Origin of the sequence: uncultured Propionibacterium sp. (genome assembly GCF_963539965.1) — a bacterium.
In the GTDB taxonomy this organism is placed as follows: domain Bacteria; phylum Actinomycetota; class Actinomycetes; order Propionibacteriales; family Propionibacteriaceae; genus Propionibacterium.
This window is the reverse complement of the sequence record NZ_CAUTOU010000086.1, coordinates 1-7,831: the sequence shown is the minus strand read 5'-3', so window position 1 is coordinate 7,831 and position 7,831 is coordinate 1. Positions and strand designations below refer to the sequence as shown.

General features: G+C 71.0%; 8 protein-coding genes and 2 pseudogenes. All 10 read right to left on the bottom strand.

Going from position 1 to position 7,831, the window contains the following annotated elements; translation table 11 throughout:
* Window positions 1–416: pseudogene (locus tag R2N01_RS10560) on the bottom strand (tRNA (guanosine(37)-N1)-methyltransferase TrmD); the annotation flags it as partial.
* The gene (gene rimM, locus R2N01_RS10555; RefSeq protein WP_316670968.1) at window positions 413–964 is read right to left on the bottom strand and encodes a ribosome maturation factor RimM; all 552 of its coding nucleotides are present in this window, start codon (window positions 962–964) and stop codon (window positions 413–415) included. The pseudogene R2N01_RS10560 and the gene rimM, both read right to left, overlap by 4 nt.
* Window positions 964–1,218 carry an RNA-binding protein gene (locus tag R2N01_RS10550; protein WP_316670966.1) on the bottom strand — a complete coding sequence of 85 codons (255 nt, stop codon included), beginning with the start codon at window positions 1,216–1,218 and terminating at the stop codon, window positions 964–966. Before R2N01_RS10550 ends, rimM begins: the two co-directional genes overlap by 1 nt.
* Before the next feature lie 2 nt (window positions 1,219–1,220).
* Window positions 1,221–1,649 carry a 30S ribosomal protein S16 gene (gene rpsP, locus R2N01_RS10545; protein WP_316670964.1) on the bottom strand — a complete coding sequence of 143 codons (429 nt, stop codon included), beginning with the start codon at window positions 1,647–1,649 and terminating at the stop codon, window positions 1,221–1,223.
* Window positions 1,650–1,861: 212 nt separating this feature from the next.
* Window positions 1,862–2,608, bottom strand: coding sequence for a hypothetical protein (locus tag R2N01_RS10540; protein ID WP_316670962.1), 747 nt, complete (start codon window positions 2,606–2,608; stop codon window positions 1,862–1,864).
* Window positions 2,609–2,634: 26 nt separating this feature from the next.
* Entirely contained in the window at window positions 2,635–3,780 is a 1,146-nt protein-coding gene (locus tag R2N01_RS10535; RefSeq protein WP_316670971.1) for an amidohydrolase family protein, read from the bottom strand.
* A gap of 8 nt (window positions 3,781–3,788) precedes the next feature.
* Entirely contained in the window at window positions 3,789–5,351 is a 1,563-nt protein-coding gene (gene ffh, locus R2N01_RS10530; protein WP_399553282.1) for a signal recognition particle protein, read from the bottom strand.
* Between the two features lie 70 nt (window positions 5,352–5,421).
* Window positions 5,422–6,546, bottom strand: coding sequence for a signal recognition particle-docking protein FtsY (gene ftsY / locus R2N01_RS10525; protein ID WP_399553281.1), 1,125 nt, complete (start codon window positions 6,544–6,546; stop codon window positions 5,422–5,424).
* 72 nt (window positions 6,547–6,618) lie between these two features.
* On the bottom strand, window positions 6,619–6,831 hold the full coding sequence (locus tag R2N01_RS10520; RefSeq protein ID WP_316670961.1) for a hypothetical protein: 213 nt from the start codon (window positions 6,829–6,831) through the stop codon (window positions 6,619–6,621).
* A 49-nt stretch (window positions 6,832–6,880) separates the two neighbouring features.
* A pseudogene (locus R2N01_RS10515) lies at window positions 6,881–7,831 on the bottom strand (AAA family ATPase); the annotation flags it as partial.

The following is a 7,831-nucleotide window of genomic DNA, read 5'->3' as shown; positions in this document are numbered from 1 at the left end:
CATTCCACCACCGGGCGGTCGATGCCCTCGTAGCGCCCGCAGGCGAAGCCCCCCGCGCAATGGGGGGCGAGTCCCGCGGGGGTGGCCTGCCTTACGGGCAGGCCCGACGGGGTGGTGAAGACCAGGACGGGCCCCTCATCGCGCGGCCCGTGGTCGTCCAGCAGGGCGTCCAGGGCCTCGCCCCAGGGTTCGGGCTTCATGACCATGCCCGCTCCCCCGCCGTACGGGGTGTCGTCAACGGTGCGATGGCGATCGTGGGTGAAGTCGCGCAGATCGTGGACGCGCAGGTCGAGCAGCCCCTTCTCGATGGCCCGCCCGATGAGGCTCAGGCGAAGAGGTTCGAAGTACCCGGGGAAGATCGTGATGGCGTCGATGCGCATGGCAGGCTGCTCGGCCGCCGCGAGAGCAGTGCTCACCGGCGGCCCCCGGCCTCGCCGGCGTCGTCATCGACCAGCCCCGGCACGGCGGCCAAACGGACGCGCCCCGTCTCCAGATCGATGTCGGGCACGAGCCGGGCGACGAAAGGCACCAGGCGTTCGCCGCCCGCGGTGCGCACGGTCAGCAGATCCTGCGCCGGCAGGTGCAGCACGTCGGCGATCTCGCCGATGCGCCGGCCCGCCGCGTCCAGGACGTCCAGGCCCACGAGCTGGCGGTCGTAGTACTCGTCCTCACCGGCGGGACGTTCATCGGCGGGCACGTCGGCGATGAGTTCGGCGCCGCGCAACCCCTCGGCACCGGTGCGGTCGGTCACCTCGTCGAAGGCGACGGCGAAGCGGTCACAGACCCACCGGGCGGCCCTGACGGTGAGCCGACGCCCGTCGGACCGCACCCGACAGATCGAGCCCGGTGCCAGCCGGCGCTCGGGCTCGTCGGTGTGGAGCCGCACGGTGACCTCGCCGTGCACTCCACGGGGCTTGCCCGCGATGGCGACGGTGACCTCCACGGTCGGCGCAGGATCGCTCATCAGTGGCGACGAAACCCGCGGCGATCGACGTCGACGAAATCGATGCGCACCTGCTCATGGCCGGACAGGGCCGACACGACGGTGCGCAGAGCCGTCGCGGTACGCCCCTGACGACCGATCACCTTGCCGATGTCCTCGGGGTGAACGCGCACCTCGAGCATGCGGCCACGACGAAGATCCTTGCCGCGGATGCGCACGTCATCGGGATGCGCAACGATGCCCCGAACCAGGTGCTCCAGCGCGTCGGCCAGCACGGTCAGGCCTCGGCCTCGGCGGCCCCATCAGCGGCCTCGGTGGAGTCCCCAGCCCTCCTGACCGTGACGGCGCTGGCGACGGGCTCGCCATCGGCCTCGGCAAGGGCGGCGTTGAACAGCTCCAGCCGGTCGGCCCTCGGGACCTTCACGTCTACGCCCGACGGGATCGAGGAGTCGCCGGTGAACCTCTGCCAGTCGCCGGTGCGCTTGAGCAGAGCGATGACGGCCTCGGTGGGCTGAGCGCCCACGGACAGCCAGTACTGGGCGCGCTCCGAGTCGATGACGATGACCGAGGGGTCGTCCTTCGGATGGTACTGGCCGATCTCCTCGATGGAGCGACCGTCGCGCTTCTTACGCGAGTCCACGACGACGACGCGGTAATGCGGTTCGCGGATCTTGCCGAGCTTCTTCAGACGAATCTTGGTGGCCACGGTGTGTGGTTCTCTCCTGTATGAATACCCAGGGCTGCACCTGGGGCAGATGGATGGGCGCGCCCCGTACGCGTGGGGACACGACGACGCCGCCCGGCGGGGTCAGCGAGGCGGCATGAGAGGGCGCCACGACGCAGACGCGCCCTCCATTGTGCCAGACGCAGGGACCATCGCGAAACTCATGCGCGGCCCCGCCTCGGCAGCGGGAAAGGTCACATGCGCGACTGGGCGGCGATCATCTGGGCCTGCTGCACCTGCTGTGCCCAGATGTGGACCTGCGCCTGGCTGGTGACCGGCACCACGAGGCAGTAGGCGCCCTCGCCGCCCGTCACCACCACGGTGATCTGCCCGGTGGTGTTCTCCTCCTGGATGATGAGGAGCAGCAGCGAGAGCAGGAAGAACCAGGCCAGGACGATGGCCAGGACGATCGCCCACGTCGGCGTGCTCTTGGTGGTCCGGGACATGTCCTGGAAGAAGAACTGGGCCCGCGACAACGGGATCGTGCCGTTGGGCGTGATCACCGTGTTGCCGCGGATGCGTATCGGGCCCAGATCGTAGTAAGGGCCGGGCGCGGCCGGGGCGGGAACGGCCGGCAGCCCCTGGTCGTAGCCGAAGGCCCGGGCGCCGTAACCCTGGAAGGCCTGGAACTCGTCCGAGGAGGCCTGCCGGGGCTGCCAGTAGTTGTCCTGCGGGGCCGACGGGACGCCAGACCGGACCGGGGCCGCGGGGTCCCGGTAGTTGCCCGCATGCGGGAAGGGCTGGGCCGTCCGAGGCCGTCCGGCCGGCGCTGCATGGGGATCGGCGCCGGCGGGGTTCTGACTGGGAGCCGCGGCCGCACCGGGTGCGCCGTCCCCGCCCGCCACCGGCCGGGTCTCCTGCGGGGACGCGTCCTGCCGACCGGGGGAGAAGGCTGATTCCTCGGCTGGGATGGGATCGACGAATTCGGGACGCTCGGTCATGGACCGATTCTCCCACGAGTGCCCGGTCACCCGACAGGCTCCGGATCATGGACGCCCGCCCGGTGCCGGTGGGGCACCCCGCGCAGCACGATCAGCTCGGGACTGGCGCAGATGCTCACGTCGCCGCGCGGGTCGGCGCCGAGGACGACCAGATCGGCGCTCGCCCCGTACTGGATGCCGGAGCGGCCGAGCCACGAGCGGGCGCGCCAGCTGGCCGCGCCGAGCGCGAACTCGGCCCCTCCGATGGTGGACAGTGCCGAGATCTCATCGCTGATGCGCCCGTGCTCGATGGTGCCGCCGGCATCGGTGCCCGCGTAGATCGGCACCCCGGCCTCGTAGGCGGAGGCGAGGACCTGCCTGTAACGGGCGCCGAGCGCTCGCATGTGGGCGGCGTAGACGGGGTACTTGGCCTGGCCGGCGTCCGCGATGCGCCCGAAGGTGGCCAGGTTGATCATGGTGGGCACCAGGGCGACCCGCCGGGCGGCCATCGTGTCGATGACGGCCCCGCTCATGCCGGTGCCGTGCTCGATGCCGTCGATACCGGCGTCGACGAGCTGGACGACGGACTCCTCGGCGAAGCAGTGGGCGGTGACGCGGGCGCCGAGCCGGTGGGCTCGTGCGATGGCGGCGGCGGCCTCCTCCGAGTCCCACAGGGGCGCGAGATCGCCGATGGACCGGTCGATCCAGTCGCCGACGATCTTCACCCAGCCGTCCCCGGCGCGGGCTTGGCGCTCGACCTCGTCGACGAGTTCACCGGGCTCGATCTCGGCGGCGTAGCCGGCGATGTAGCGCCTGGGGCGGGCGATGTGGCGACCGGCCCGGACGATGCGCGGCAGCTCCGGGTCGCGGTCGAACTCGTGGGTGTCGATCGGCGACCCGGCGTCGCGGATGAGCAGGGCTCCCCCGTCGCGGTCGGTGACGGCCTGCTCGCGGGCGGTACCCATGTCGACGGCGCCGCCGCGGCCCAGGCCGATGTGGCTGTGGGCGTCGACGAAGCCGGGCATGATCCAGCCTCCGTCGCAGATGGTCGTGGCCCCGGCGACGGGGCCGGGAACGAACACGCCGTCGACGACCCACAGCTCGACCGGCTCGTCGGCGGGCAGCAGCGTTCCGACGAGCCGCCAGGGCCCGTTGGCCCCCGCAGACGCATCGCGGCCGTGGCGCTCGCCCATCGAGTGGCTCACTCGTCGAACATGCCGCGCAGGCTGTCGGGCAGCTCGAAGCCCCCAGCCGCGGTCCCGGGCGGCTGGGGGCCTGCGGCGGCGAGGGGGTTCTGCACCCCCCCGGCCAGTTGTGTGGGCACCTGCCGGCCGGCCCCTTTCCTCTTGTTCCCGGTCTTCTTGCCCTTCTTCTTGGCGGAGCGGTCCATGGCCAGCGCCGAGCGCTCGGCCTTGGGCGGGCGCGGCTTCCTCGAGCCGCCGTTCATGCCCATCATCGGGCCCATGGACTGCATCATCTTGCGGGCGTCGATGAAGCGGCTGACCAGGGAGTTGACGTCGTGCACCGAGACACCGGCGCCCCGGGCGATGCGGGCGCGGCGCGAGCCGTTGAGGATGCCCACATCAGCGCGTTCGGCGGGGGTCATCGACAGGATGATGGCCTCGAGCCGATCGACCTCGCGCTCGTCGAGGTTGTCGAGGGCCGCCTTCATCTGGCCGCCCATGCCCGGGAGCATGCCGAAGATCTTGGTGAGCGGGCCCATCGTGCGCAGCTGCTTGAGCTGGCTGAGGAAGTCCTGCAGGCCGAACTCGCCGTTGCCGGCGAGGAGCTTCTCGGCGTCGGCGCGCGCCTGTTCCTCGTCGAAGGCCTTCTCGGCCTGCTCGATGAGGGTGAGCATGTCGCCCATGCCGAGAATGCGGCTGGCCATGCGGTCGGGGTGGAAGAGGTCGAAGTCGGCCAGCCGCTCGCCGTTGGAGGCGAACATGATCGGCTTGCCGAGCACGCGCGCGATGGACAGGGCCGCGCCGCCCCGGGCGTCGCCGTCGAGCTTGGACAGGACGACGCCGTCGATGCCGACGCCCTCCTCGAAGGCGCGGGCCGTATTGACGGCGTCCTGGCCGATCATGGCATCGACGACGAACAGGGTCTCATCGGGGCCGACGGCCGCCTTGATGTCGCGGGCCTGGGCCATCATCTCCTCGTCGACGCCCAGACGCCCGGCGGTGTCGACGATGACGACGTCGTAGAGCCCGTGACGGGCCTCGTCGATGGAGTCGCGGGCCACCTGCACCGGGTCGCCCACGCCGTTGCCGGGCTGCGGGGCGTAGACCCGGACGCCTGCGCGCTCGCCGACGACCTGCAGCTGCTGGACGGCGTTCGGGCGCTGGAGGTCGGCGGCCACCAGGACCGGCGAGCGGCCCTGCTCGGACAGCCAGCGGCCGAGCTTGCCGGCCAGGGTCGTCTTGCCGGCGCCCTGCAGGCCGGCGAGCATGATGACCGTCGGATCGGGCGACTTGGCGAAACGGATCGGCCGCTCCCGCCCGCCGAGGATCGAGATGAGCTCCTCGTTGACGATCTTGACGATCTGCTGGGTGGGATTGAGGGCCTTCGACAGCTCTGCGTTCTTGGCGCGGTCGCGGACATGGGAGACGAACTCCCTGACGACCGGCAGGGCGACGTCGGCCTCCAACAGGGCGATGCGTATCTCGCGGGTCGTGGCGTCGATATCGGCGTCCGTCAACCGGCCCCTGCCGCGCAGCGACTTGAAGGTTGCGGCAAGGCGATCTTGCAGGGTGTCGAACACAGGCGTTTCCTCGTTTGACGATGTGGGGTCAACAAGATGTGGGGTCAACAATACGTGGGCGCCCAGGGGCCTATTCGCCCAGCAGGCCGTCCACGAAGCCCTCGGGGTCGAAGGGAGCCAGGTCGTCGGCGCCCTCGCCCAGGCCGATGAACTTGACCGGCACACCCAGCTCGCGCTGGACCTGGACGACGATGCCGCCCTTGGCCGAGCCGTCGAGCTTGGTCAGGACGATGCCGGTGACGTCGACGGCCTCGGCGAAGATGCGGGCCTGGGTCAGGCCGTTCTGACCGGTCGTGGCGTCGAGGACGAGCAGGACCTCGTCGACGGGCGCCTTCCTCTCGATGACGCGTTTGACCTTGCCGAGCTCGTCCATGAGACCGACCTTGGTGTGCAGGCGCCCCGCGGTGTCGACCAGGACGACGTCGACGCCCTCGGCGATGCCCTCGTCGACGGCGTTGAAGGCGACCGATGCGGGGTCGGCGCCCTCGACGCCGCGGACGGTGCGCACGCCGACGCGCTCGCCCCAGGTGCCGAGCTGCTCGGCGGCAGCCGCGCGGAAGGTGTCGGCCGCGCCGAACAGGACGGTCCGGTCCTGGGCGACGAGCATGCGGCCGAGCTTGCCGACGGTGGTCGTCTTGCCGGTGCCGTTGACGCCGACCAGCATGATGACGGCCGGCCGGCCCCCGGCGCGCTCGAGGTCGAGGCCGCGGTCGAGACTCGGGTCGACGAGCCCGATGAGTTCGGTGCGCAGCAGCTCGCGGGCCCTGGCCGGTTCGCCGATGCCCTCGACGGCCAGCTCGCTGCGGAGCTTCTCGACGAGCTCCGTGGTGGGCCCGACGCCCAGGTCGGAGGTGATGAGAGTGGTCTCGAAGTCGTCCCACACGTCCTCGTCGATACGATCGGCGCTCAGCAGATCGGCGAGTGCCCGGGCCAGCTGGTTGTTGGACCCGGCCAGCCTGCGGCGCAGGCGCACCATGCGGGTGGCCGGCGCCTCGGGGGTCTCGAGCGCGGGGGCGGCCGGCTCGTGGGGCGCGGGTTCGGCCGGGGTCTGCGCGGCCGCCTCCTCGCCGGCGGGGATCTGGGCGGGGGCCTCCGCCCCGGCCAGTTCGCCCCTGGAGCGGCGCGAGTGGACGATCCCGCCGACGAGCGCGCAGACGGCGATGACAACAATGACTATCCAGATGGCTGAACTCACGCAACGAGTCTACTGGGGCCGGGGCGCCGGCCCGGCCGGATGCGCACGACGGCCGCCACGGGCCGAACGGGCTCAGTTCTGATCGCGCGGGACGTCGCCGTTCATCCGCACGGCGATCCTGTTGAGGCGCTCGTAGAGCCTCTTGTTCTTCTCTCGGCGATAGCCCTGCATGCCGACGGTGACGACCAGTCCGATGCCCAGGGCAATGGCCAGGATCAGGATCGTGATGATGACGAACAGGAACACGGTGGACTCCAGCGCTGGTCGGAGGGAATGCGTCCCCATTATCGTCCATGGGTCCGGGCCCGGCTCACCCGCCGGGCGGTCCTGCCGGTCAACCGGCCAGGCGCTGCGAGATGACGGTGGTGACGCCGTCGTCGCGCATGGTCACGCCGTAGAGGGCGTCGGCCTTCTCCATCGTGCGCTTCTGGTGGGTGATGATCAGCAGCTGGGAGTCCTTGCGCAGTTCCTCGTAGATGCCGAGCAGGCGCGAGAGGTTCATGTCGTCCAGCGCCGCCTCGACCTCGTCGAGGATGTAGAAGGGGCTGGGCCTGGCCATGAACAGGCTGAACAGGAAGGCGACGGCCACCAGTGAGCGCTCGCCGCCGGACAGCAGCGACATGCGCTTGACCTTCTTGCCGGCCGGACGCGCCTCGATGTCGATGCCCGTGGCGAGCATGTCGCCCGGGTCGGTGAGGACGAGCCGGCCCTCGCCGCCGGGGAACAGGCGCGGGAAGACCTCGTCGAAGGTTCGCGCCACATCGGCGTACGCCCGGGTGAAGACCTCCTGCACGCGGTCGTCGATCTCGCTGATGATGTCCTGGAGGTCCTTGCGGGTCCTCCTGAGGTCCTCGAGCTGGGTGGCGAGGAACTGGTGGCGCTCGTTGAGGGCGTCGAACTCCTCCAGGGCCAGGGGATTGATGCGCCCCAGCTGGTCGAGGGCGCGGCGGGCCTGCTCCTCCCGGTCGAAGGGCACCGGCTCGGGCGTCTCGTCGTCCTCGGTGAGGGCGGTGCCGTCGGGGCGCGTGAGCACGGGGACGGGCTTGTCGGGGCCGTACTCGTCGATGAGGGTCTCGACCTCCAGACCGAGCTCGGCCATGGCCTTCTCGGTGAGCTGCTCCAAGCGCATCCGCTGCTCGATGCGGACCATCTCGTCGCGGTGGGAACCCTCGACGAGTTCGTCGAACTCCTTGGCGCGGTCGCGCGCGTCGCGGTGGGCGGTGACCAGCGCGGTCTCGGCCGCGACGCGCTCGGCGTCGGCGCGCCGGCGCTGCGCGTCGGCCGC